The 22,592-nt window shown below is 67.2% G+C and carries 19 protein-coding genes and 4 pseudogenes; 14 read left to right on the forward strand and 9 right to left on the reverse strand.

The window, feature by feature from the left end; translation table 11 throughout:
- Nucleotides 1-366: 366 nt before the first annotated feature.
- The 4 genes and pseudogenes from OG735_RS41525 to OG735_RS41540 all read left to right on the forward strand — a co-directional run bounded on the left by OG735_RS41525 (nucleotide 367) and on the right by OG735_RS41540 (nucleotide 3,998).
- A complete protein-coding gene (locus tag OG735_RS41525) occupies nucleotides 367-996 on the forward strand; it encodes an RNA polymerase sigma factor (protein WP_327328754.1) in 630 nt (209 codons plus the stop codon).
- Nucleotides 956-1,399, forward strand: a pseudogene (locus OG735_RS41530) (heat shock protein transcriptional repressor HspR); the annotation flags it as partial. The gene OG735_RS41525 and the pseudogene OG735_RS41530, both read left to right, overlap by 41 nt.
- 285 nt (nucleotides 1,400-1,684) lie before the next feature.
- Nucleotides 1,685-2,120, forward strand: a pseudogene (locus OG735_RS41535) (heat shock protein transcriptional repressor HspR).
- Between the two features lie 573 nt (nucleotides 2,121-2,693).
- Entirely contained in the window at nucleotides 2,694-3,998 is a 1,305-nt protein-coding gene (locus OG735_RS41540) for a NucA/NucB deoxyribonuclease domain-containing protein (protein ID WP_327328755.1), read from the forward strand.
- Nucleotides 3,999-4,052: 54 nt separating this feature from the next.
- Here the strand turns inward: OG735_RS41540 and OG735_RS41545 are convergent, their stop codons facing one another.
- Nucleotides 4,053-4,520: a hypothetical protein gene (locus tag OG735_RS41545; RefSeq protein ID WP_327328756.1), complete on the reverse strand. Its 468-nt coding sequence runs from the start codon at nucleotides 4,518-4,520 to the stop codon at nucleotides 4,053-4,055.
- Between the two features lie 1,321 nt (nucleotides 4,521-5,841).
- Between OG735_RS41545 and OG735_RS41555 the strand changes: the two genes are divergently transcribed.
- Complete coding sequence (locus OG735_RS41555) at nucleotides 5,842-7,080, forward strand: ParA family protein (protein ID WP_327328758.1); 1,239 nt, start codon at nucleotides 5,842-5,844, stop codon at nucleotides 7,078-7,080.
- Nucleotides 7,077-8,234 (forward strand): ParB/RepB/Spo0J family partition protein, encoded by a 1,158-nt coding sequence (locus tag OG735_RS41560; protein WP_327328759.1) that lies wholly within the window; start codon nucleotides 7,077-7,079, stop codon nucleotides 8,232-8,234. Before OG735_RS41555 ends, OG735_RS41560 begins: the two co-directional genes overlap by 4 nt.
- Before the next feature lie 862 nt (nucleotides 8,235-9,096).
- Here the strand turns inward: OG735_RS41560 and OG735_RS41565 are convergent.
- Nucleotides 9,097-10,287, reverse strand: a complete 1,191-nt coding sequence (locus OG735_RS41565; protein ID WP_327328760.1) for an IS110 family transposase — start codon at nucleotides 10,285-10,287, stop codon at nucleotides 9,097-9,099.
- Between the two features lie 289 nt (nucleotides 10,288-10,576).
- Between OG735_RS41565 and OG735_RS41570 the strand changes: the two genes are divergently transcribed.
- Nucleotides 10,577-11,212, forward strand: coding sequence for a hypothetical protein (locus tag OG735_RS41570; protein WP_327328761.1), 636 nt, complete (start codon nucleotides 10,577-10,579; stop codon nucleotides 11,210-11,212).
- Between the two features lie 150 nt (nucleotides 11,213-11,362).
- Here OG735_RS41570 and OG735_RS41575 read toward each other — a convergent pair whose 3' ends face one another.
- The 5 genes and pseudogenes from OG735_RS41575 to OG735_RS41595 all read right to left on the reverse strand — a co-directional run.
- A complete protein-coding gene (locus OG735_RS41575; RefSeq protein ID WP_327328762.1) occupies nucleotides 11,363-11,590 on the reverse strand; it encodes a hypothetical protein in 228 nt (75 codons plus the stop codon).
- A 44-nt stretch (nucleotides 11,591-11,634) separates the two neighbouring features.
- The gene (locus OG735_RS41580; RefSeq protein WP_327328763.1) at nucleotides 11,635-12,345 is read right to left on the reverse strand and encodes a hypothetical protein; all 711 of its coding nucleotides are present in this window, start codon (nucleotides 12,343-12,345) and stop codon (nucleotides 11,635-11,637) included.
- Nucleotides 12,342-12,929, reverse strand: a complete 588-nt coding sequence (locus tag OG735_RS41585; protein WP_327328764.1) for an RNA polymerase sigma factor — start codon at nucleotides 12,927-12,929, stop codon at nucleotides 12,342-12,344. Before OG735_RS41585 ends, OG735_RS41580 begins: the two co-directional genes overlap by 4 nt.
- Before the next feature lie 851 nt (nucleotides 12,930-13,780).
- Nucleotides 13,781-14,161, reverse strand: a pseudogene (locus tag OG735_RS41590) (helix-turn-helix domain-containing protein); the annotation flags it as partial.
- 52 nt (nucleotides 14,162-14,213) lie between these two features.
- A pseudogene (locus tag OG735_RS41595) lies at nucleotides 14,214-14,756 on the reverse strand (transposase); the annotation flags it as partial.
- Nucleotides 14,757-14,964: 208 nt separating this feature from the next.
- Between OG735_RS41595 and OG735_RS41600 the strand changes: the two are divergent.
- Both OG735_RS41600 and OG735_RS41605 read left to right on the forward strand, forming a co-directional pair.
- Nucleotides 14,965-15,456 carry a hypothetical protein gene (locus OG735_RS41600; protein WP_327328766.1) on the forward strand — a complete coding sequence of 164 codons (492 nt, stop codon included), beginning with the start codon at nucleotides 14,965-14,967 and terminating at the stop codon, nucleotides 15,454-15,456.
- A 623-nt stretch (nucleotides 15,457-16,079) separates the two neighbouring features.
- Nucleotides 16,080-16,628, forward strand: a complete 549-nt coding sequence (locus OG735_RS41605; RefSeq protein ID WP_327328767.1) for a hypothetical protein — start codon at nucleotides 16,080-16,082, stop codon at nucleotides 16,626-16,628.
- A gap of 345 nt (nucleotides 16,629-16,973) precedes the next feature.
- Here OG735_RS41605 and OG735_RS41610 read toward each other — a convergent pair whose 3' ends face one another.
- Complete coding sequence (locus OG735_RS41610; protein WP_327328768.1) at nucleotides 16,974-17,450, reverse strand: hypothetical protein; 477 nt, start codon at nucleotides 17,448-17,450, stop codon at nucleotides 16,974-16,976.
- A 261-nt stretch (nucleotides 17,451-17,711) separates the two neighbouring features.
- Here OG735_RS41610 and OG735_RS41615 point away from each other — a divergent pair, with 261 nt between their 5' ends.
- Nucleotides 17,712-18,182: a hypothetical protein gene (locus tag OG735_RS41615; RefSeq protein ID WP_327328769.1), complete on the forward strand. Its 471-nt coding sequence runs from the start codon at nucleotides 17,712-17,714 to the stop codon at nucleotides 18,180-18,182.
- A 321-nt stretch (nucleotides 18,183-18,503) separates the two neighbouring features.
- The gene (locus tag OG735_RS41620) at nucleotides 18,504-19,865 is read left to right on the forward strand and encodes a replication-relaxation family protein (RefSeq protein WP_327328770.1); all 1,362 of its coding nucleotides are present in this window, start codon (nucleotides 18,504-18,506) and stop codon (nucleotides 19,863-19,865) included.
- A gap of 279 nt (nucleotides 19,866-20,144) precedes the next feature.
- On the opposite strand, the gene OG735_RS41625 is transcribed toward OG735_RS41620, so the two are convergent.
- On the reverse strand, nucleotides 20,145-20,360 hold the full coding sequence (locus tag OG735_RS41625; protein ID WP_327328771.1) for a DUF6207 family protein: 216 nt from the start codon (nucleotides 20,358-20,360) through the stop codon (nucleotides 20,145-20,147).
- A 158-nt stretch (nucleotides 20,361-20,518) separates the two neighbouring features.
- Between OG735_RS41625 and OG735_RS41630 the strand changes: the two genes are divergently transcribed.
- The 3 genes from OG735_RS41630 (at nucleotide 20,519) to OG735_RS41640 (ending at nucleotide 22,523) form a co-directional block, all read left to right on the forward strand.
- On the forward strand, nucleotides 20,519-20,761 hold the full coding sequence (locus OG735_RS41630) for a hypothetical protein (RefSeq protein ID WP_327328772.1): 243 nt from the start codon (nucleotides 20,519-20,521) through the stop codon (nucleotides 20,759-20,761).
- Nucleotides 20,758-20,976: a LexA family protein gene (locus OG735_RS41635; protein ID WP_327328773.1), complete on the forward strand. Its 219-nt coding sequence runs from the start codon at nucleotides 20,758-20,760 to the stop codon at nucleotides 20,974-20,976. The genes OG735_RS41630 and OG735_RS41635 overlap by 4 nt, the downstream gene beginning before the upstream one ends.
- A gap of 647 nt (nucleotides 20,977-21,623) precedes the next feature.
- A complete protein-coding gene (locus tag OG735_RS41640) occupies nucleotides 21,624-22,523 on the forward strand; it encodes a hypothetical protein (protein ID WP_327328774.1) in 900 nt (299 codons plus the stop codon).
- Nucleotides 22,524-22,592: the final 69 nt, after the last annotated feature.

A 22,592-nucleotide genomic window follows, 5' to 3' on the forward strand; every position in this document is an offset into this window, starting at 1 on the left:
AACGTGACGCAGCCACTGCGCCAGAACGCTGACAGCTGCTTCCGTCGTCCGGGGTTTTAACGTTTGGCGGTGCCGTTCGACTCCTTCGACGTGAAGGGACAACAGTTAGTGCCCATCCTCGGCTTGGCACCTCTGGCATCGGTTGTCGCCATGGGGGGTCTGCCGTGGTTTGTGCTTCCGGTATCGGGCGTCTTGACCTTGACTGGTGTGGCGGTGAGTGAATGGCAGCGCCGTCGCACGTTGTTGGCGGTACTGAGGCACGCGCCGCGGGGCACCATTGTTGAGCAGGAGCCGGGTATCGGAGGGCCAGGTGTGCGTATTCGGGTCGGGGGTCCCGATTCACGGGCCCGCCGAAGGCGGTGAGCGATGGCGGCAATGCGGCTCAGGCCGGAAGACCAGGATCGTGTGACGGCTCTGTTTGACGAGTTGTACGAGCCGATGCGCCGTCTTCTCTCCCGCCTCCGTGAGGGATCGGGATCAGATCCTTCGTCCGACCGTGACATCGTGATGGGTGCCTTTGAGGCAGCGATTGAGAACTGGGACGAGTTCAGCACATGGGACGAACGGCACCAGAGGGCCTGGCTGTTCACCGTCTGCCGTAACCATCGGATCGATGAACTCCGACGCCGACGCCGCCTCCGTGAGCTTCTGGCACAGGTGTGGGTGCTGGATCAGACTCTGGAGGAGAACCCAGAGCAGGTTGCTCTGGACCGCCTCGCGCTGGCCAAGTGCGCGGCTGTTCTGCGCAGCATGCCCCGCGCGCGGCGTGAGGTAGCGACAATGGAGTGGTTGTTACAGATGCCCAGGGATGAGATCGCCAAGGTGCTTGGCATGCGCCCGGGAACCATACGGGTACACCTATCTCACGCACGCAAAACTCTGAGGGAAGAGGTAGGCCCCTACCTGTCGTTCCCGGTCAGCGCAGGCAACGACGATGGACCGAAGAGGAGGGAGCATGAGCGGAAAGCGGCGGAACCCGTACGGGTTGACCGATGAGGCCCCGGTCTACGTCATCTCGGTGGCGGCTCAGCTCTCCGGCCTGCACCCGCAGACGTTGCGCCAGTACGACCGCCTGGGCCTGGTCTCCCCGGACCGCACCGCCGGCCGGGGCCGGCGCTACTCGGCCCGCGACATCGAGCTGCTCCGGCAGGTGCAGCAGCTTTCGCAGGACGAGGACATCAACCTCGCCGGGATCAAGCGCATCATCGAACTGGAGAACCAGGTGGCCGTGCTGCAGTCCCGCGTCGCGGAACTGGCATCGGCCCTGGACGGAGCTGCCGCGGCCATGCGGCAGCGCGAGGCAACCGTCCACGCTTCCTACCGACGCGACCTGGTCCCCTACCAGGAGGCCCAAAAGACCAGCCCGCTGGTGGTATGGCGGCCAAAGCGGCAGGACCAGGGCGGGAGTGATGACGACAGCAGCACTGACGATCGACAGGACACACTGGAGGACCCGCACCTGTCTCAGGACGATGCAGGGGCCGACTCTGACGACGACCTTGCCACCTTGCTGCGCGAGACAGCACAGGAGCTCGGATCGCCCCCGCCACGTGAGGAGTTTGACGAGGACAGGCGCGAATTGCTGTCCTGGATGCAGGGCGGGGAAGCTGACACACCCGCCAGTAACCCATCCGGAAACCGTAGTTCGGGGGCTGCTGATCCACGAAGGAACAGACCGTACGGGTTGACCGATGAGGCCCCGGTCTACGTCATCTCGGTGGCGGCTCAGCTCTCCGGCCTGCACCCGCAGACGTTGCGCCAGTACGACCGCCTGGGCCTGGTCTCCCCGGACCGCACCGCCGGCCGGGGCCGGCGCTACTCGGCCCGCGACATCGAGCTGCTCCGGCAGGTGCAGCAGCTTTCGCAGGACGAGGACATCAACCTCGCCGGGATCAAGCGCATCATCGAACTGGAGAACCAGGTGGCCGTGCTGCAGTCCCGCGTCGCGGAACTGGCATCGGCCCTGGACGGAGCTGCCGCGGCCATGCGGCAGCGCGAGGCAACCGTCCACGCTTCCTACCGACGCGACCTGGTCCCCTACCAGGAGACTCAACAGACCAGCCCCGCTGGTGGTATGGCGGCGAAGCCACCGGAGTGACCCCCCAGCAACGCCTAACTAAAGAACCGCGGCCACGGCCCCCGGCGAGCCGCCCCCAAAGACCGAGTCGTGGTCAACGCCTTTCCGGATACTGCTCGCCGCCAGCAAAGAGGATGTAGCGCGGACCGCGCACAGATGGAGCCGGGCTGCAGCTCTGATGACGAGCCGTACGGCACCGACGACAAGCCGCTCTTGGGGCGGCGTCAACTGCAAGCGGCCACGACGAAGCCCCGCACTCCCGGATCTCCCGGGAGTGCGGGGCTTCGTTGCGTTCCGGGGCCGCCGCAGCGTCAACTCCTCATCGACGTATACCGCGCGACGCGATCGGGTGTTGGCGAGGACATCGGACAGGAGGGCTCCAGTTTCCGCCACATCCCAAAAATCGTTCGTGCGTTCCTATTTGGGATGTGAGGCTTCTCTGGAACCGGCCTTGATCAGCCTGACCCGCTGATAGATGGGGGGCCACACAAACATGGGGGGCACATTGAGTATGAGTATGCGGCGGCTGCGTGACGGAGCGTTGGCCGCGACAGCAGTCCTGATGGCCGCGATGACACCAGCGGCGTCAGCCGACGAACCCGGTGACCTTGAGCGCGTGTCCTATGCCCTGCCCCTCGGCATCGCCGCACCGGACGGGCCGGTCACGGCTGACGCCATAAGAACACTCGGCGAGAAGGCCGACCTGGCGGGCAGCGGGATGACGGCGCTGGAAACGGTCGGCCCCGTCGCCAGCTACGCACCGCGCGCCGCAGCAGCCTCGGCCACTGCGACTCCGGCTGTTCCTCGCATGCAGGCCGCAGCGCCCGCCGCGGTTTCATATCCCGCTCCGGCCCGGTCGATCTCGCTCGCCGAGTGCCAGGCGCAGATCGACCGACCCGGCGGCGGGAAGTTCTACGTGAAATCACGCTTCGCCGTATGCACCGGCATCCGCATGACCTCCACCTGGAGCAGGAACGGCGCGCCGGTGGGAATCAGCGAGACGAAGGTGTTCATCCGGGGCACCGTGCCCAAGGAAGCCGACCGGACGATGAAGTTCGACTACGACGTGGTCGGATTCAAGAAAGTGGGCGAGATTCCCACAAACCGGGAGATATACAAGATCGAAGGAACCATCCCGAAGACATGGCCGGCCTCCGCACGGAAAACGCAGGGCGGCAACCTGCCCGTCACGAAGAGCTTTGACGCGCTTCGGGCCATGCCTTCGGCCCACTTCACCCACACCGTGCGCTACGCGCCGGGACAGGGCACAGGTGCCGGAGCCGCCGATGCCGTCTTCGCCGTCTACCAGCCAGTGATCACCGCATCGGCGGTGCCCGGCTGGATCGGCACCCCCAACATCGGCAAGCCGTTCCTGCTGGCGCCGCGTTGGGACGCGGCGAAGTACCTCAACAACCCGACGGGCGGCAGCACCCCGGCGAACAAGGGCAGCGCATCCTTCAGCTACCTCGCGACGCTGAACTACAGCACGAAGGCAACCGCACCCGAGCGCGGAGCAGCCGCCCACATCAAGAAGGCGTTGACCACCCCGAAAGCGACGAAGCCGCCGAACGGCGACAAGAGGATCCCCGGGCAGAGCGTCGACGCACCCCTGCACCGCCTCTACCTCGATGCGCAGCGCCGCAAGGACAACCGGGCCAAGGCGGTCAGCAACTGCCGCAGGTACTTCGGCCCCAACTACACCCAGGGCGGTAAGGACTGCGACGAGTACCCGTTCGCAACGACCTACGAGGGAGCCGCGCAGGCGGACTACGACCCGCACGCGGAGAAGCTGAACTTCTCGGTACTCCCGGTCGACTCCACGCAGAACCAGGACGCGGGCCGGCTGCTGGGCCAGTTCCTGACAAAGAACAGAATCATCGACGGCCCGGAGGACGGCTTCATCGTCAAGATCAGCTCGTAGCCGACTGAAACAAAGAGGGGGAGGAGTCGTCCGGCTTCTCCCCCTCTTTCGTTCTCACACATCGTCGGGCCAGAACTGGACCAGGTAGCGCTCCACACCTTCAGGGACGCCCTCGTGGGCGAGCTGGCGAACAGCCTCGCGGCCCCGGCAGTGAGCCCGTACCCGCCATCCGGCGCTGTGGTCGGACAGCTGCACATACACCGGCATCGGGCCGCCGGCGACCGCCCACACGGCCAACTCCCCCGAGGAGCACGAGATCCGGCTCTCGGCCACCTCGTCCCATCCCTCCCCGCGCCCGGCTGCTGCGGGCGCGCCGTCCCATACCTCTGCTGCCAGCGCCGCGGTGTGGGTGTGGCCGGCACTGGCGAAGTCGAGCCGGCCTTCATGCGCGGTCAGGAACGCTCCCGGCTCGAAGTCCTCAGGGAAAGATACGGGCACCATCGAGTCGTCCACGTCCTGCAGGCACCAGCCGTAGAAGTCCACCTCTACGTCGAGGTCCTGCCTGCTGACCAACCGGGCCATCACCACTCCCCTTCACCCCAGGCATGCGCGCACCCAGCCATGATGAACCGTGCCCACCTCGGAACGGCACCACCCCCTGGATGAGGAACGCCTTACTGCGCGTCTCAGGAATCCTGACCCTCCCGGACAGCGCCGTCGGCGCTGTTCAATTGCAAGTCGAGACGCTCGAAGTCCTGGCGACCGTGCCCCTCGCACTGAGCGGGACCGCGGACGAGGCCGAAGCTGCCGGTGAGTTCACCGTCGACCAGTACGGCGCCTACCTCGCCATCAGCAGCAGCGACACCCCACCGTGCATCTGTGGACCGAAGCCGGGACCTGGGTCGGCAGAGCCTTCGACCCCGCCTCCATCGGCGACACCATCACCGCGTATGAGAAGGCCACCCGCCAACCCTGAGGCCGAGAGCGACGAGAACGTCCAGTCCCTGCGAGCACGCTCCAGGGGCCGGACCTTCTTTGCTTTCCGGGGGAACGGCGTCAGCTGCGCATCTGGCTCATCCCTGCCGAGTATTACGTCGTAATGAAGACGCCTACCGCAGACGCCCAACTGCATGCGGCCGTTCGCCACGGGTTCGTTCGCACTGGACTTGGGCGAAGTTGCCCACAAGGTCACTCGGAGGCATCCCGCTCACCGGCGTCATCCGCGGGGCGAAGGCGACGACGCGCCGTCTCCAGACGCTCGGAATAGTCCGCTGCGAAGATTCCGGGGACGGCCTTGTCCAACGTTCCTGCGAGCCTGTGGATTGGAGCCCACACAGCTTCATCGTCCACGAGACGGCTGAGGTCCGTCATCTGCACCCGCTCCAGCCAGTCCGACAGGACCAGGGCCTCATCTGGGGTGAGCTTGATAGTGGCTCGTTGTCCACAGCCAGGACATAGTCCTGGCCATACACGCGGCGGCGTGGCCAACCTCCCAGAAGGCCCTGCCGCAGTCGCCGAGTTCGATGTCATGCCAACGTTGTGCGCCAGACGTCGGAACGGGCTCCTGCGTCTGCGTCTGCGTGGAGAGGGCAGGCCGGGCAGACCCACGTCCCTCGCAGCGCGTGGCCCGTGGCGGCTTCGTGATCGAGCCGGTTCCCTTGCCTGGCGGTAGCGCTGCCCTCGCCCAACTTGCCCGCGTAGTGCCCGGGGACCTGCCCAGAGAGCGTCTCATTACGACGTAATAGCCGCCGCCGACACGTGCGGGTCGCGGGGGCGCGTGAGGCGTCTTCATTACGACGTAATACCGGTCGCCCGCTTCCGTCTCGGGGTCGAGTGTGAAGAGTTGTGACTTACTAACGTGTCGATGCATCAATCGATCTTGAATGTTAGTAAGGTGTCCGTCATGACATCGCCCTCCCCAGGCGACCGGGAAAAGGTCGTCTCCAAGCTCCCAGCCGGGCTGCAGCAGGACTTGAAGATCCGTACAGCGCAGCACGGAATCGACATCCAGCACGCGGTCGAAGCGGGCATCACGGCCTGGCGCGGGCTGGGCGCGAACCTCTCCCCCATCGACACCGCGGGCGCCAAGTCCTTCTCGACCTGGCTTCCACCCGGCCATTGGGACAACTTCCGCAAGGACTGCACTGCGCGAGGCGTATCGATAGTCCAAGGCCTCTCCCAGTCCGTTCAGGTGTGGCTGGACAAAAACCCGGCTCCTCACGTGCAACGGCCCGTCGTCGTCAAGCGCCGCATCGTCTGCAACCAGAAGGGCGGAGTCGGCAAGACCGCCGTCACCGCTGGCATCGGCGAAGCGCTCGCCGAGGACTCCGACAGCCTCCACCCCGTTCGGATCTCCAAGCACTTCGCTGCCCTCCTGAGTGAGGACGAGGAAGACTCACCTCTCGACTACGAAGACCTGCCCGGCCTCGGACAGCGAGTCCTGCTCGTCGACTTCGACCCGCAGTGCCACCTGACCAAGCAACTCGGGCACGAGCCTCTCCCCCTCGAGGGCGACAGCCTCACCAAGCACATGGCCGGTGAGGGCAAGGGTGAACTGCGTGACCTTATCGTCGAGGTCGCCGAGGAACGCTTCGGAGACCGGCTGCACCTGCTTCCTGCATGCACCGATGCGTTCCTCCTCGATGTCAAGCTGTCCGGCGTGCGCGCCCGGGAAGCTGCTCTCGAGCGGGCCCTCGCTCCGCTCGAGGACAACTACGACGCCATCCTGGTGGACTGCCCCCCCAGCCTCGGGCTGAGCATGGACGCAGCCGCCTACTACGGCCGCAGACGCCCCGGCGAGGAGCCCGGCAACTCCGGCGTACTGGTCGTCGTCCAGGCCGAAGACAGCTCCGCCGACGCATACGGACTCCTTACCTCTCAAATCGAGGACCTGCGCAGCGACATGGGCCTCGAACTCGAGTACCTCGGCATCGTGGTGAACCACTACGACGCCCGCCGCGGCTACATCGCCACGTCCTCCCTCGAGAACTGGATGGGAATAAAGGATCCGCGTGTCCTCGGCGTCATCGGAGACCTGAAGGAGCAGAAGGAAGCTGTGCGGGTGAAGCGGCCACTGCTCGCCTACTCCCCCAGGTGCGATCAGTCAGTGGCCATGCGCGCACTGGCCCGGGAGATCTCATGAGCAGCAAAGCATCCGCACTCGGCACCGGCAGCTCGTTCCAGCAGGCCCAGTCCATCAGTCCCCGGCGGGCAGCCATCAACGCTGCCACCAAGGCCCCGACTGACGGCGCGCCACCGCCGGTTGAACTCCCCGTCTCCTTGATCAGCTTGAATCCCGTCAACCCCAGGTCGAAGCTGGGTGACTTGACCGATCTGGCGGGCAGCCTGCGCGACCACGGGCAGAAGACGGCCATCAGCATCATGTCCCGCTTCTCCTACCTCGAGGCCAACCCCGACCGCGAGGGAGAACTGGAGGAGGGAACCAAGTACGTCGTCATCGACGGCAACTCCCGCCTCGCCGCGGCCCGCGAAGGCGGTCTCACCAAGATCAAGGTGATGCTGGACGAGGACCTCGGCAGCAACCCCGACGAGATCCTGGAGTCAGCACTCGTCGCGAACATCCACCGCCAGGACCTGGACCACCTGGACGAGGCCAGGGCCCTCGAGCAGCTGCTCGGCGTGCACGGCACGCAGGAAGCCCTGGCCGCCCGCCTCCACCGGTCCCAAGGCTGGGTCTCACAGCGGATCGCCCTGCTCGGCCTCACCCCGGAGCTGCAGCAGAAGCTCGAGACGGGGGAGGAGCCTGCAGATCTGCTCCGGCTGGTCGGGCGCAAAAAGCCGGAAGAGCAGGAGCACCACCTGCAGCAGCTGAAGGACAAACGGGCCAAGGAGAAGGCCGACAAGCAGGACAGAGTGAAGCAGCAGCGGCGCAGCTCTACCGAGGGGGAGCGGACCGCAGGGCTGAAGTCAGCCCCCCCGTCACAAGCCGGCACGGCGGATCCCGCTGACAGGACGGCAGAGACTGATGACGATTATTACGACGTAATGAACCCGGCCGTCGACGCGTCCGACTCGCAGGGGCAACCGACGGCGGCTGTTCCCGATCCTCGTGCAGAGCCCGCGAGCAAGCCGCCTCAGATCAAGATGCCATGGGCAGACGGTGCGGCCAGCATGGACATCATCTTCTCGAAGGTGCTCGCGCCCGAACGGCGCAGGATGATCGGACGCTACCTGGAACTGCTCGGAGGCCCCGAGGCGTTCGTGGCCGACTTGGCAGCCGCCAGCAGCCCCGAGTACCGCCAGCAGGTCGCCGAACTTCTCTTGAAGGACCTGTAGCGCCAGACCACCCGGGCCCCGCTCTCCCACTCGCCGGTGGGGGAGCGGGCCGCGTTCGTTACCGAACGGGCGCCATAGTGAAGAGGCCAGCTCCGTAGTGATTGCATCCGGGGCCCGGGATATTACGTCGTAATAGGCGCGCCACCTCCTGACGCGCTACCCCGACCGGTGACGCAGAGCACCAGCTGAGCGTCCAGGCGGAGCAGTGACACTGGGCTGCCCGGCCGTTTCACCTGGAGCAGCCCCGCTGCATCGCGGAGTAGGTTGCGGACAAGGGGGCGTGTGATAGAGGCACCTGACCGCATCCGGTGCGCGGCGCATCAGGTGCGGTGCGCGGTGGGGGTGGTGCGCATCGTGGTGCGCACGCTGCGGCGCATCGTCTGACCGTGGTGCGCATCGGACGGGCACCACGGTCGGGATGCGCACGGCTCTAAACGACGGTGAGGCGCACCAGATGCGCACCGGGCGTGGGGTGCGCATCGAGGGCCTGGCCCAAGGCGACGGCCATCAACACCTTCGAACTCAGCTTCTGGTGCGCCGGATGCGGGGAAAGCTCGCACGTCCGGTTCTGAGGGGGCCGGGCCACGGCAACGTGATCCGGCTACCCGACCTCATCAGACGCTCTGTTCACCCATTTGAGCCATTCAACGCTCGTTCCCGGGCGGCGAAAGCGGCTGTGCGGCGCTCTGACGGCCCGCCAGCGGCTCCGGAATCGCGCCATACCGGCCACTTCGAGATCGGCGATCTGCGGGCCCATTCTGCGAGTCGCATTTCAGGCGATCTGCGCAAGATTTCCGAATCGGCGGTTACTGTCCTGTCTCACTGAACCTTGAGTGATCTCACCGATTCCTAATGCCGTTTGTCAAGCCGCGAGGGCCGTCGGCGGCGTGAGCTCGTAACACCGTCCGTCCCGCAGGAGGGCCCAGAGAACGTTGACGCGGCGCCGTGCGAGAGCGAGGACGGCCTGGGTATGGCGCTTGCCCTCGGCTCGTTTGCGGTCGTAGAACCGGCGGGACTCCTCGCACCTTCGGATGCTGAACAAGGCGGAGGTGTAGAAGACGCGTTGGAGCCTACGGTTATATCTCTGGGGGCGCCGCAGGTTGCCGCTGATCTTCCCGGAGTCCCGGGGTGCCGGGGCGACACCGCCGAAGCCGGCGAGCCGGTCGGGAGTGCCGAAGACGCTCATGTCGCCGCCGGTAGCGGCCAGGAACTCGGCGCCAAGGATGACGCCCAGGCCCGGCATGCTGGTGATCACTTCGAAGTCGTGGTGCTCGCGAAACCGGGCCTCGATGAGCTTGTCGATCTCGGCGACCTGCTGGTTGAGACCCATCACCTCCGCCGCCAGCGTGTGCACCATCCGGGCGGTCAGCCTCTCGCCCGGCAGGCTGGTGTGCTGCCGCTCGGCGGCCTCGAAGGCTGTCTCGGCCAGTTGGTCGGCGCGGTGGGCCTTGCGGTTGCGCAGCCAGGTTTCCAGCCTCTTGCGGCCGATCCGGCGGAGGGCAGCCGGCGTTTGGTAGCCGGTCAGCAAGATGAGCGGGCCGGTGTTGGTGAGGTCGAGCGCGCGCTCCAGGCCAGGGAAGATGCCGGTGAGTTGGGCGCGGAGCCGGTTGACTGTGCGGGTGCGGTCGGCGACCAAGTCCCTGCGCCGTCCGGTGAGGATCTTCAGATCGGTGACGGTCTCGTCGCCAGCCCGTAAGGGGTGCAGGTCGCGGCGGATACGGGCCTGGTCGGCGATGACGGCGGCGTCCTTGGCATCGGTCTTGCCTTCGCCGCGGTAGCCCTCGGACGCGCGGTGGATGGCCCGGCCGGAGAGGTAGAGCACCGGTTGGTCGTGGTTGAGGAGGATCGCGATGGCGAGGGCGGCTCCGCCGTCGGCCAGGTCGATGCCCCAGGTCACCTCGTCGCCCAGGGCCAGGACGTCGGCGAGGAGTGCGAGCAGTTCGGGTTCGTCGTTGGCGACGCGTCGGGACAGCAGCCGACGGCCGCTCTCGTCGATCGCGACGCAGTGGTGGTGACTCTTGTCTGCGTCGATGCCGGCCCAGATCGCGGCCATGGTGCCTCCGTGCGGTGCGGTGTGCTGATGCCTCCGACGGACGACCTCGCTGTCGATTCCCTACAGAGCGATCATTCGCAATTCCTAATTGGCAGCCGAGTCGTCGTGGGGCGTCGGGCGGCCAATCAGTGGAAGCCACAAGCGGCAGAAGTTTGAAAGCCACACCCGACACCCCTGGGTGGGCCAACCATACGAAGGGCTCGCCCGGTCCCGGAGAAGAACGTAGGGAAGTTTGACCACGATGCGTGACTGGCCGTCACCGCATGGGACGTTACGGCATGATCCCCTTATGGACCCCGCCGTCATAGCCGCGCTCGTCGCCACTCCGACCGCCGCTCTTGCTGCTGTGACCGCTTACACCGCAGGACGAGCCCAAGGACGCGCAACAGTGGACGCCGTGCGGCGCCAGCATCAGCGCGAGGCGTACGCCGCTCTGAACATCGCTGCACGCCGCTACTGGAGAGACACGGCGCAGCGCGCCACGAAGCCGCGGGTTCACCGCGACTTGCACCTTGCCGGCGAAAACCTTCCAAACCTCGCCGAAGTGCATGAGGCCGTGGTCATGGTGGCCCTTGAGGGGCCTGATCACTTGGGCACTCTTGCAGAGTGTGTTGGGATGAGCGCGGAGGCTCTTGCGACGATGCTGCGAGTCGATGCGGATGGCTTCGCCAACTCCTCTGACGACATGGTCATGGAGCGGGAACGCGGCGGCCACTTCTTCATGCCCGTCCAGATAGAAGGCGGCGAGCAGGTAGAGGTGAAGATCGACCCTGCCAGCGCCCACGAGGATCTACGCCAGGCAACGGAGGACTTCGGTCGAGCCGCGCGTAGGCACCTGAACGAGGGCACGAGCGCCGCCCAGGATGCCCGGCTCCTCAAGGAAGCTCAGCAAAAGGTCCCGGCCATGATCGGGCCGCTCTTCTAACCTTCCCTCGACCAGTCAAACTCGATGAGACTACTCAAGGTTCAGTGAGACAGGACAGTTACACGAGTGGGAGCTGACCGCGGTGATCGAGCTCTGAGGCGTCGGCGGGGGAGTGGGGTGGAGGTGGGCAGCAGCCCCCACCCCAGGACCTCAGCGGCGGACGATGTTGACGGTCACGGTCGCAGCGGCTCCGCCAACGGCCACCGCGGCGCCAAAGGCGGCGACGGCTTGGATCGGCTCCGTGTTGCCCGTCGCGATCAAGGCCAGGATTGCGGAGGCTGTCAGCAGCACCACGAGTGCCGGCACCCATTGGGCCGCCCGCAGGAGCCGATGTGATGGCCGGGCGCAGGTGGGCAGTTGGAGAGGCTCATCGGGCATGGGAACTCCCGACACCATCCTGGGCAATTCCCGCCTGGTCTCACTCATTGGTGGCATAGCTCGTCCCGCTCGCTCTGTGACAGGTCGCCGAGGTATCCGGACGGGATGAGCAGGTGCTCAGCGCCGGCCGGTCCGGTGACCTCCTGCAGGTGCTCGTCGACTTCGGCGCGCAGGGTGGGTTCTGTGGTGCCGATGCGCGCGGGGGAGGTGTCCCAGTCCTCGTCGCACAGGAATCCGCTGCCGTCGAGGGAGCGGTAGCAGAACACGGCTTCGACCGGCTCGTCGCGCAGCAGGCCCTCGAGGAAGAGGGCGTAGGCGGCCGTGGAGTCGCCGACACCGGCGGCGTAGCGCCACCAGAACCGGGCACCAGTGTGATCGGCGTGTTCGCCCAGGAACAGCAGGCAGCCGAAGGCGCGGGCACCGACCTGGTCGGTGGGGCGGGTGGCATCGGCGAATTCGATAAGCCGATCGCCGATCCCCGGCGCTCTGATCACCGCGCGGCACAGATCCTTGAGGTCGCGCTCGAGGCGCTCCTTGATGGCTACGGCTGCGTCGCTGACGTGGAGAAGGAGCAACTCGGCCAGCTCCGGGGAGGTGGGCACCAGCCAGCCCTCCTGACGCAGTTGTGCGGCCTGCGCACGACGCGCGGCGACTTGGTCGATACGCTCGTGCAGCCGGCGGTTGTCCTCGGCGCGCTGGTCGCGGGTGTAGGCGGGGGTGCGGGCCTGTGCCCCGCGCAAGATGTCCTCGATCATCCGTGGTGGCCTTTCTCGTGGGCGGCGGGCGGGGGACCAGACTCGGCGAGATCGATAGCCAGCTGGTTCATCGCCACGGCCAGGTGCGAGCGCACCGTGGAGCGTGACAGTCCGATCAGGGAGGCGACCTCCTTGACGGGCACGCCGAGCAGGTAGTGGAGCGTCACGCATGTGCGCTGTCGGTCGGGAAGCTTGTCCACGGCCTCGTTGACCTGCATACGCAGGGACACCCGGTCGATCTCCTCGTCCGGTATGCCCGTCACGGGGTGCGTGGAGGGCTCGAACATCACTCCGGTCGGCGTGGACGGGCGGCGGTCCCGCTTGCGCAGCGTGTCGACGACACCGTCATGGAGGATCTTCCAGCCGTACGCGGCGGTGTTCTCGCTCGCCAGCGCCTCGTCCCAGCGCAAGTAGAGCTTGAAGAAAGCCTCGTTGACGACCTCGCGGGCATCGTCGAGCGAGCCCAGTTTGAACGTCGCGTATGCGACGTAGTCGTCCCGCTTGTCCAGGACGAATGAGTCGTACACCACCGGGTGGTGCTCCTCAAGGCAGGCCGTGCCCAGCACGGCGCGGCGGTCGGTCACTTCCTTCCCCGCGGGGAGCCGCCTGCTGGGGCTTGAGGGTGGCCTGGTGTTGCTGGCAGGCGGCTTGGTTCCCCACGAACGCCTTTTGCCGACGGTGTGCCGTCGCACATGCTCGGTCCCTTCGCGATGTTCGTCCGGCCTCCCCCGCGGGCCGGGAGAGCGTCGGTGGCGGCTCTCATCCGTAATGCCGTCACAGCGGCGCGAAACGTCCAGCCGTTCACGAAAAATTTTGACGGAACGTCACGGCAAGATCGCAATCCGTGGTTACCGTCCGGTAGTTGAGTGCTGCGGCAGAGTTTGCGTCTGCGTGGTTGATCACGAAGGGAAAGCAACTTCTGGAGGCTGCGGCGGGGCCCGGCGCGTTCCGCAGTGGACTCGTCCTCCACCTCAGAAGTTCGGCTGCTATCACTTGCGGCTGGTGACACGTTCGTTGACGTCACCCGCTATTGGCTGGACCTTCTCGGTGCGGGGTAAACCGTGTCCTTGGCCATATGGCTTTGAGGGTGCGTCCGATGAGCTTGCGTCGAACATACGTACGCTCAAGGAGGATTCGAAGTTGAGACGCATACGCACGCTGTCGGCCCTGCGGCACGTGGCCGCAGGCGCCGTCCTCGCTCTGCTCGCGGGAGTGGGAACGGCGTCAGCCGCCGACTTCACGCCGAGTCCCACCCCTTCCGCTGCTCCGGCGTCGCGTCCAGCAGCCGGTCCGGAGGACGCGTCAGCCGCCGGATCGCGCCCCGCATCGGGCAAAACCCCTTCGGCCGGACCGCAGTTCAAGAAGATCGGCAGCACCTGGCGCGTCATCGCACCCGAGACCGTGTTACGTAACACGGTCACCGACGCAGACGGTTCTCGTCTTTGGGACGCTGCCTGCGCAGCAGGGCCTGATTGTGAGCCCACCAAGGCTGGTAGCGGCCGTCGGATTTGCTGCCTCGTTTGATCTCCCGATAGACGGTCTGAAAGCTCTTGCCGATCGAGGCGGCGATCTCTTTGACGGACTGCTTGGCCTGTAGGCCGTCGGCGATCCGGTCGTCCTGGGTGAGGAAGCGCGGTGAGATAGGGCCGGGGTCGGGAACGATCATGCTTCCAGCATCGATGAACCACAGCGAGCCGCAGCTGGTCGAGACCCCGACCACGCGAGCCGCGGCAGCACCCTTGTATCCCTCGCGCAGCAGCTCGAAGTACCGCTTCTTCACCGTGGTCGACATCTTGTTGGGGGCGTACTTCGGCATCCGAACGCTCTCCTTCTGAGGCGTTCGCAACCATCAATAGAACTCAAGCCGGATCGAGGGGACGGTTCTGCCATTCGGCCATGGCATCGAGGACCTTGTCGGTGATGGTCGAGATCGTCTGGCGGGAGACGTCGGTGCCATAGACCTCGGCCAGGTGGGCCTGGACTTCACGCGTCGTCAGGCCCTTCGCGGCCAGTGAGATGACCATCTCGTCGACGCCGGTCAGACGCCGCTGCCTCTTCTTCACGATCTTCGGCTCGAACGACCCGTCCCGGTCACGGGGCACGGCAATCTCGACGGGTCCGACCTCGGTCAGCACCGTTTTGGAGCGGGTTCCGTTGCGGGAGTTGCCGCCGTTCCTGCCCGCCTGATCGCGCCGGTCATAGCCGAGGTGATCGGTGACCTCGCCTTCCAGGGCCGACTCCAGGAGTCGTTTCGTCAGCTGCTGCAGCAGGCCTCCCTCGCCGGTCAGCTGCAGCCCTTCGGCCTGAGCGCGGCTCACCAACTCCTCGATCGGCTGGTCATCCACCGCTTTCGCCGACTGCGGGACAGCCGCCCCTGAACTCTCATTCTCAGGCGTGTTGTTACTGGGCATCAGTGCATCCTCCATGATCAGGAGTTACACCGTTCTTCTTACAGTCCCGGGCGCGGATGACACTCCTGTCACAGCTGGTCAACGCGGTGATGCGGCGGCTACTTCATTGCAGTGAACGCCTGGGGGATCGCGGTTGGCGTCATCGTGCCAGTAGCAGATTCTCCGATGACGGGGCGCGTCCAGCGCCCAGACGGAAGGACTCGGGAACATGATGCGCACCGCACTTGGCACGCTCGCCGCAGTCGCAGCCCTCGGCATCGGCCTGGCCACCCCAGCTGTCGCGGCCCCGGTGCCGGTGACGGCGCTGAACTGTGATGGCGACACCTACAAGTGCACAGCCAACCTGAAGTTCGGTGACGACAGGTGGAAGGCCGACTGGAGCGTCAATGTTTTCCATCCGGCTGCCAGGGCAGCGGAGCGCGTGGTCGCGGCTCCGGTCCCGGCGACGGGGCTGACCTGTGACGGAGACACCGGTACATGTCAGGCCAACCTCGCATTCGGTGACGGTAAGTGGAAGGCCCGCTGGAGCGCCAGGGTCTTCCACTCGGCTGCCGGGGCCGGGGAGCGCGCGGTCGCGGCTCCGGTCCCGGTGACTGCTATGGCCTGCGACGGAGACACCTACAAGTGCACCGCGAACCTGAAGTTCGGTGACGGCCAGTGGAAGGCGGACTGGGCCGCCACCATCTTCCACCAGGCGTGAGGCTGGCCCTTCTGCCACCCTGGCCGGACTTGCTCGGCCTGACCTGACATGAGCGGGTGGGAGCCGGTATCCGGCGCCCGCCCGCTCTTCAGGTCCGGCCCCGGCCTCACAACCGCCAGGGTGTCCGGCTGTACAGGCCTTGTCGAAGCCAAAGGCCGTCCGGGGAGCGAAGTCGAAGACACAGCCACGCGCCCGCGGGGTCCCGCGGCTTGAAGCCAGCGACTTGGCGGGCGGCTTCGACGTCCCCGGCCTGCACGGCCCGACCCCGCCCGCGCCACCCGCCTCCTGCTCGTCCTGACGAACCTCGAAGTCAACCGCTGACGGATGATCTACGCCGCAGGCCCTACACCCTCCAGATCCCAGAGACAGCCGTCTGCGGCAGCCCGGTCGCTGCAACGTCGAACAGTTCGCGCCGCGTTCTTCGGCGCCTTCTCAGGGCCTGCCGATGCTGCTCAACGTGTCCCGGCAGGTCAAGAACCACACACAGCACGACGCGTCCCCGTTGAACCGCAGCAACTCATGCCGCATACACCGACTCTGGCCGGATGTGCCTCTGGTTCATGCGGGGTGGAGACGGGAGCATCCACGGTGTTGCCCGAACGTCCACGAGACAGGAGTGACCCATGTTTGCTCGTACGTCACGTATCGCTATAGCAGCAGCATCCACCATCCTTGCCCTGGGTACGGCCGCCGCCACCGCGAACGCCGCGCCCGCGCCGAGGAACTGCGTGGTCAACCTCGATTCAGGCAGCAAGCAGTGCTATGGCACGTTCCGGGAGGCCGTCGCCGTCTCCACCCATGGACGGATCGCCGACGCGCCGCTGTCGGCGAAGCACATCAACCAGAAGCTGGCCGACCGTCTCAGGGTCTCCTCAGGCACTACGGGGGCGCAGGCCGTGCAGCTCGGCGTCGTCTACACGGACTCGAACTACGGTGGTTCCGCCATGATCGTAACCGCCGACAGCGGATGTCAGAGTGGCAACGGCCGGGACTTCCAGTACAACCTGGACGGCAGCTGGAACAACTCCGTCAGCTCGCTGACCACTCTGTCCTGCTGGCTGGAGTTATGGGACGCCCCTAACACCTCCGGTGTCCACCAGGAGTACCAGCAGTCGACCTCGTACGTCGGGGACGCGATGAACGACCGGGCGAGTTCGATCGCCCTGCTGTAGGACACTCGGCACGCAGCGGCGCCCCGCCTCCGGTGTTCGCGGAGGCGGGGCGCCGCTGCGTGCATGCCGACTACCGCTAACTGAGTTCTCGCCGTCAGACGGGCACCGGCCGAGCACGTCTTCGCCCAACTCAAGAACTGGCGGACCCTCAGCGAATTCCGCACCGACCCCGCCCGCGCCCCCAGCTCCTGCGTGCCCTGCTCGTCTTGACGAACCTCGAAGTCAACCGCTGACGAACGATCTACTCCGCAGACTGCCGCCCACGACCAGCGTGAGTATCCCGAGAGCCGGTCACACCAGCCCTTTGACCTAAGTTGGCGGAGGCTCACTGGCATCGACGGTGCACTACACGGATGTGATGCGCACCGGGTGCGCACCGGCCGGTGCGGGGTGCGCCTCCATCGCCTGACCCAAGGCAACGGCGTTCAGCTGGTGCAGGATGTCGACGACGTCCTCGTGGTTCTCGGTGAGGATCTGTGTGGTGAAGCGGATGACCGCGAGGGCGATGTCCGCGGCCGCGTCGGCGCCGGCCTGCTCGTGCCAGGACCGCAGGGTGCCCAGGAAGCAGATTCCCAGCTCGAACAGTGCGAACGAGTCGTCGCACGGCGCCTCTTCCTGGTTCCGGTCAGGCAGGCTGGTGACCGGGATGACGAGGCGCTCCGCGACCTCCAGGAGCAGCTCGGGCATCCGCGGCTCGGTGGCGGTGAACTCGGCGGCGGCTTCGGTGTCGCCAGCTTCCACCGCCCGGAGGTAGTTGAAGGCGCTCATCACCGCGTCCGGGGTCATCGGGGAGAGCGGCGAAGCGATGGCGGTTTCGGGCATGACGGCTCCTCACGTACAGGCCGCCTCGCTGATCGCGGCGACCTCACAAGCGATGCTCAGGGCGCGGGCCTGTGGACAGAGGCCCGCGCACCGACGGTGAACAGTCGCCCCGGCGCCGCGCCGCGTTGTCCCTTGACCGGGTTCGCTACGTGCGGCATACCGTCCATTCCGGTGGGGGAGAAATCTCCGTCCCGGCACGCTGCCGCGAAGGCCGGGGAAAAGCCGCTGCCACCCAGGGAACGCAGCTGCGAGACTGCGGAGATGACCACGCAGCGGCTGCCGTTCCCGGTCCCGGACGAACGCGCCCACCTCTTCGTCGACAGCTACGGCGACATGCACGACCTCGTTGAGGACCTGGTCGTGCCCACCGGCGTACCCGAGGCCGCGGCGACGGTCCTGCGCACGGCCCGCGAACTGCTGCGCCAGTCGTACTACTGCTACGAGTTCTCCACCGTGGCGGTCATGCACTCCCTGATCGCGGTGGAGATCGTGCTGCGTGACCGTATCCCGGGCGCGGGCAAGAAGCCGCTGCAGAAGCTCATCGAGCAGGGTGCCGACGTGGGGATCCTGACGGCCCGGCAGGCGGAGTACCTCGACTACGGCCGCCAGATCCGCAACGGGATGGCGCACGGCAAGACCACGCACGCGGTGATGCCGCCGGCCATGGCGGTCCCGATGGTGCGCACGTCGTTCACCATCGTCACCGAGCTGTCCGCCCTGGCGCCTGGCTGATGACGACAACTCACCAGCGATACGCCGCGGTTTGCTGGTGAGTTGGGCAAGCATGCCTTGCCCGTACGTTCTGCCCTACAGCCCGGCCTACAGTCCTCCCTACACTCTGACCTACAGTGATCACCTGTGGGTCCGGGTGCGTTCATGCAGGCCGGGGCCGGTTTGGGCAGCTGATGGGCGGTTCGACACCCCTTACTTCCATGCTCTTTGGGAGTGAGGGGTGGGTGTTCGTTCGGGGTCCGGCGGCGGGGCCGGTGCCCGCCCCCGGCAGGCCGTGGTGCTGCTGCGGGCCGAGGGCGGCGGGAAGGTCGGAGGGGGTTGATGGGTGTGGCGGGGCAGTGGCCGTACAGGTCGACGGGCAGGGCGCGGGCGCTGGTGCTGCTCGCGCTCGGGGTGGTGAAGGTCGCGACGGTGGAGCAGTTGCGGCAGCTGGTGCTGCCGGGCACGGCGGATCTACAGACGGTGCGGAACGCGTGCAAGGACCTGCGGCACGCCGGGCTGGTGGAGTCGGTCGGCAAGACGTCCCGGATGGGTGGGGGCGGGCGGCCGGTGGCGCTGCAGCTGTGGAACCTCACCACCGCCGGCCTCGCCGCGGCCGCCAGTGAACTGGGCCGCCCGGTGAAGGAGATGGGCGGCACGGCGCGGGAGGCTGCGAAGGCCGGCGCCGCGCACGCGCTCGCCGTGACGGACACGATCGACGCCATCCGGCAGTCACCGCCTCTGGCGACCAAGCCGGTCGCCCGCCGCACCACCGTTCCGGCCCAGGGGCGGGAGCTCCCGGCCCGTCCGGCGGGGCTGGGGCACTTGCGGGGGTGGGAGACCGAGGTCGCGCTCCCCGTTACCGGCACGTTCGCTGCGCCGAGCAAGGGCAGTCTGCGGGCAGATGGGGTGCTGACCGCGCCCGAGGACGGGGTGCCGGTGTTGTTCGTGGAGGTCGACAACCACACCGAACCGGCCGCTGTCGTCGCCCGCAAGATCGAGCGCTACCAGAAGTTCTTCCAGCGTCAGGTGAAAGACCACCGGGGCCGTGACGTGGCGATGTGGTCGACGCTGTGGGAGGACTCGGGCCGCGGCGGCTTTCCGCCCGTGGCCTTGGTGTTCGCCAAGGACGTCGGCCCGGAGGCGCGATTGAACCGCATTAAGGCGATCCGCGATGCGTCCAGGCCGTGCTGGACGGGCCGGTGGGAGAGCGACCATGGCTGGCACGTCGCCCCAGAGGGGGAGGAGCGCGACGGCTGGTGGAACTTCGGCGGCACCGTCCCGGTCATCGCCACCCATCTCGGCCAGCTGAAAGCCAAGGGCCCCCACGGTCCGATCTGGTGGCGCTTCGGGCGCTCCGAATGGCAGACCCTCACCGACGCCCTCACCAACACCAGCACCCGCGAGGACTACCTCGCCCGCGGCGAACAGCGCCGCCAGGAGCGCGAAGCCGCCCGCGTCCTCAAGGATCAGGCGGTCCGGGACGAGTTGGAGCGCTGGCAGGAGTCGTGGGAGTGCCCGTCCTGCGGTACGGACGTCACCCTGGACACGGTGAGCGACGGCTACCAGCCGGCGGAAGGCGGGCGGTGCCCGACGTGTGAGCGAGTCCACCGCGAACTCCAGGCGGAACGAGCAGCAGCGGAAGATGCTGCCCGCAGCAACGGGATCCTCGCCCGTCTGCGCGCTCGCACCGAAGGCCAATAGGCCCCGTCGGCGGGCCTGCCCGGACAGCAGAGTGCAGCAGGGGCCAGTGGAGAGTCGGCAGGTCGCGTCTCTGGTCGCGTCTCTGGTCGCGCTTCTGGTCGCGCTTCTGGTCTCGTCTCTGGTCGCGTCGGCCGGTTCGGCTGTCGTTGCTGGAGAGGGGCTCTGACCTGGAGGACAAGGCTCTGTCCGCGCGTAGCGCGGCCGCCGACTAATCCCCTACAGCGCCCCTCCCAGCTGGCGGCGGTGGCGCGACGGGGTTCGGACGCCGGCATCCGTGCGCTACGTCGCCTGGGTGCCGGAGCGTCGGATGTCCGCATACACGCGGGCCTTCACCCCCGGCTGCCCGGGTGCCCGACGCGGGGTGCCGACGCCGGAGGTGGCCCACCACTTCTCCAGCTCGCTCATCACGGCGAGCGCGGTCTCCTCATCCTGGGCGGTGATGTCGATGACCACCAGGCCCGGCTCGGAGACATGCTGTTCGTCGATACGGTCCATGACCCGCATGACGCGGCCGGTACCAGGACGGTTCGGCTCGGGCGCATGCATCACTCTCCCGAAGGACCACTCCCGCGCATTCGCTTCTTCTCGGCCGACGTCACAGATGCGCGTGCCTCGACATGACACAGAAATCGAACAAGCGCTCTAATGTGGGGATGGATGCCTCCGCCTTCCCCCACAACCTTGTCCAGGCCCAGCGCGACTTCGGCGCCACCTACGAAGCGCTCGCCGCTCCCGGGCGGCACGGCAACACCGAGCTGCGCCGCCGCCTGCTCCGCCTGTCCGTCCGCATCCTGTGGCACCCCTTCTGGACCGCCCACCCGTCTGGGGCGCCGGCGGCCCGAATCGAGCTACGCCGCCAGGCCCGCGCCGATCAGTCGGAGGCGAGGGCGGCATGAAGGGCGACGCTCCGAGCGAACGCCAGGTCCAGATCCTGCGCGCGCTGCGCACGTGGATTGCAGACCACGGGGAGGGACCCACCATCCGGCAGATCGGCGAGCTGGTCGGCCTCTCCAGCACCGGCTCGGTCGCCTACCAGCTTGGCCGCCTGGAGGACCAGGGCCTGATCAGCCGAAGCGGCCGACGCTGGCGCTCGGTCCGCCTCAGCAGCTGACCGCAGGTGACCGATCAATCCGGGGGAGTTGCATGGGTCGGTCACGTCGCTGACGTGCGGTTTGGCCGATGGGTGCGACCGGATCGGTCACACGGCCGGTCACCGGTCACGGCCGCGACCTGTGACCGGTCACGCGTGCCGGGCAAGCCCAAGGGGACCCTGGGCAAGCTCACCATGCGTCAGGCTTGCCCAGCCCGGAGGCCGCGGCCAGGGCGAGACGTTAGCGACGATGGTGTTGGCCGTCCTCGATCTGCGCGTTGGAACGGTTTCGCCGAGGGACCGCTCGCCGACGCGGCACTGCGCCCGCTTCATGCAGCGCCAGCCGCACGCCGATCAGGTCAGCAGCCTTGCGGAGTAGATCCGCTGAGGGGCGCGCATCGACTGCGGCCGACCGGCTCGCCTGCGCCTGACCCTCGCTGCCCTGTTTCCACGGGGGTGAGGGCCCCTGGCCGGGCGTGGCAGGGGCCCTCTGAGCGCTTCCGTGGGGGACGGATCATGCACGCGTCGCCCGGACAACGACACCGGCCTGGGCCGGGACACGGTGGTTCAGCCGGAAGGCCCGGCCCGAAGGCGTTGCCGGGGCATGGCCTGTGGCGGGATCCTGGAAAGGGACGCCAAGGCGTCCTAACCGATCGGGAGGCGCTGTCATGCCGAACCGGCGGCCCCGTGGATATCAGCCGCAGTGGAAGCCCCGCGCCCGTACGTGCGAGCTGCTGACGGCCGTGGACCGGGTCCTTGCGCGGTACGCGGCTCAGCTGCCGCTCACGATCCGGCAGGTCTGGTACTCGCTGATCTCCGACGGCGTGCTGGTCAAGGAAGAACGCACCTACAAACAGACGGTGGAACTCCTTGGGATGGCCCGCCGCTCAGGCCGCATCCCGTGGGAGGCGTTGCGCGACGACACCGAGATCCGCGCCGAACCCGTCGCCTACGAGGGGCCGGAAGACTTCCGGGCCGGGCTGCGCCAGGCGGCGCTGGACTATCGACTGGACCGGCAGGCCGGCCAACCGGTGCGGCTTGAGATCGTCTGCGAGACAGCCGGGATGGTTCCACAGCTGGTCGTCGTCGCCGACCCGTACGGCGTGCCGGTGTATTCGGGCAGCGGATTCAATGGGCTGCCGGCGAAACGGGGAGCAGCGCTGCGTGCGGCTGCTGACGGACACCGTGCGGTGAGGGTTTTCGTGGTCTCCGACTGGGACCAGAGCGGGGTCCATCTGTTCTCCGCGCTGGCCGAGGATGTCACCGCGTTCGCTGCCGTGGACGCTCCGGGAACGGAGGTCGTCTTCGAGCGCCTGGCGGTGACCGAGCAGCAGATCGCCGACTACGGGCTGCCCACCGCGCCGCCGAAGGTCAGTGATCACCGTTCCTTCAGCGGCACCTCCACCACCCAGGCCGAGGCCCTGCCGCCCGACGTCCTCGCCGCCGTGCTCAAAGCCGCGATCACCTCCCACCGGGACGTGCGCGTCCTGGCGGCACTCCTTCAGCGTGAGGAAGACGAACGCCGCCGTCTCCTTCAGAGCCTCGGATACGACCCTGACGTCGACTGAACCGGTGCTCCGGCGTCGCCGGCCCTGTGTCGCTCGTCCGGGCCGGGTGTCTGCGAACGTTCCCGCCCG

This window comes from Streptomyces sp. NBC_01210 (genome assembly GCF_036010325.1).
Taxonomy (GTDB): Bacteria; Actinomycetota; Actinomycetes; order Streptomycetales; family Streptomycetaceae; genus Streptomyces.

Bases quoted from the DNA above. Each gene is read 5' to 3' on its own strand.
- OG735_RS41525 (WP_327328754.1), top strand. From the start codon at position 367: ATGGCGGCAATGCGGCTCAGGCCGGAAGACCAGGATCGTGTGACGGCT.
- OG735_RS41545 (WP_327328756.1), bottom strand. From the start codon at position 4,520: ATGGCCCGGTTGGTCAGCAGGCAGGACCTCGACGTAGAGGTGGACTTC.
- OG735_RS41555 (WP_327328758.1), top strand. From the start codon at position 5,842: ATGACATCGCCCTCCCCAGGCGACCGGGAAAAGGTCGTCTCCAAGCTC.
- OG735_RS41560 (WP_327328759.1), top strand. From the start codon at position 7,077: ATGAGCAGCAAAGCATCCGCACTCGGCACCGGCAGCTCGTTCCAGCAG.
- OG735_RS41565 (WP_327328760.1), bottom strand. From the start codon at position 10,287: ATGGCCGCGATCTGGGCCGGCATCGACGCAGACAAGAGTCACCACCAC.
- OG735_RS41570 (WP_327328761.1), top strand. From the start codon at position 10,577: ATGGACCCCGCCGTCATAGCCGCGCTCGTCGCCACTCCGACCGCCGCT.
- OG735_RS41575 (WP_327328762.1), bottom strand. From the start codon at position 11,590: ATGCCCGATGAGCCTCTCCAACTGCCCACCTGCGCCCGGCCATCACAT.
- OG735_RS41580 (WP_327328763.1), bottom strand. From the start codon at position 12,345: ATGATCGAGGACATCTTGCGCGGGGCACAGGCCCGCACCCCCGCCTAC.
- OG735_RS41600 (WP_327328766.1), top strand. From the start codon at position 14,965: ATGATGCGCACCGCACTTGGCACGCTCGCCGCAGTCGCAGCCCTCGGC.
- OG735_RS41605 (WP_327328767.1), top strand. From the start codon at position 16,080: ATGTTTGCTCGTACGTCACGTATCGCTATAGCAGCAGCATCCACCATC.
- OG735_RS41610 (WP_327328768.1), bottom strand. From the start codon at position 17,450: ATGCCCGAAACCGCCATCGCTTCGCCGCTCTCCCCGATGACCCCGGAC.
- OG735_RS41615 (WP_327328769.1), top strand. From the start codon at position 17,712: ATGACCACGCAGCGGCTGCCGTTCCCGGTCCCGGACGAACGCGCCCAC.
- OG735_RS41620 (WP_327328770.1), top strand. From the start codon at position 18,504: ATGGGTGTGGCGGGGCAGTGGCCGTACAGGTCGACGGGCAGGGCGCGG.
- OG735_RS41625 (WP_327328771.1), bottom strand. From the start codon at position 20,360: ATGGACCGTATCGACGAACAGCATGTCTCCGAGCCGGGCCTGGTGGTC.
- OG735_RS41630 (WP_327328772.1), top strand. From the start codon at position 20,519: ATGGATGCCTCCGCCTTCCCCCACAACCTTGTCCAGGCCCAGCGCGAC.
- OG735_RS41635 (WP_327328773.1), top strand. From the start codon at position 20,758: ATGAAGGGCGACGCTCCGAGCGAACGCCAGGTCCAGATCCTGCGCGCG.
- OG735_RS41640 (WP_327328774.1), top strand. From the start codon at position 21,624: ATGCCGAACCGGCGGCCCCGTGGATATCAGCCGCAGTGGAAGCCCCGC.